At 40.8% G+C, this 791-nt stretch carries 1 pseudogene; it reads right to left on the minus strand.

The features are described from left to right. Positions 1–379: 379 nt before the first annotated feature. Positions 380–791 (minus strand): annotated as a pseudogene (locus tag ACTHUT_RS21290) (hypothetical protein); the annotation flags it as partial.

A 791-nucleotide genomic window follows, 5' to 3' on the forward strand; every position in this document is an offset into this window, starting at 1 on the left:
GCATAGGAGGAGGAAGCCCATTATGAGTAGCTTTATAAGCCCTTACTTGAGCCTTTTCCCACGCTAAAGCTGCTTCTCTATTTGGCAGTCATCAACTATCACTGAGCCTGTATAATAATTCATCGTAAGTGTAGTAGTGGCAGGGCGCAGTACAACAAAGGTCGCCTGAAAGTTGTGTTTCAGACGACCTCTATATTAACTGCTAATGAGATTGTTAAAGAACAAACGTTTCAGACGACCTCAAAGAATGTATTGAGGTCGTCTGAAAAGCAGAAACCGCGTGCGTTCGTTCCGCACACACCCTACGTCAGGACTGAAGGTTTTGTGCGGGCTACGGCTTGCTACACACGCCACGTCAAAATTGGAAGTTTCACACAGGCTAAAACCAGCAAGTTGCTAGGACTGCACCATTCGAAATATCAACTTCCCAAGTATCTGAAATCAATCCTTTGTAATTGGACTCAACAATAAAATGTTCGTCATCTATCCAACGGAAATTCAAGCTACACCATATATCGATATAAGATGGTTGTTCTGTCAGCAACGTACCCTGCTTAACTATTTCCCCTTTTTTATCAGATACTGTCCAACTAATTTTAAAATGGTAAAGATCACAATATGCCCATAAGGAGAGATATTGTTTCCTATTGGGGCTAAGTTTCCGCTTTTTTATTTGCTTTTTAAATGTTAAATCAGACGTTAAACAGGTTTGGTAAGCAGTCTCCAATGGCTCTCTCGACCAATTGTAATCAGACGCAATATCAAGCATTCCTTGATGAACAACATTTAAC

This window comes from Neisseria sp. P0022.S010 (assembly GCF_051956635.1).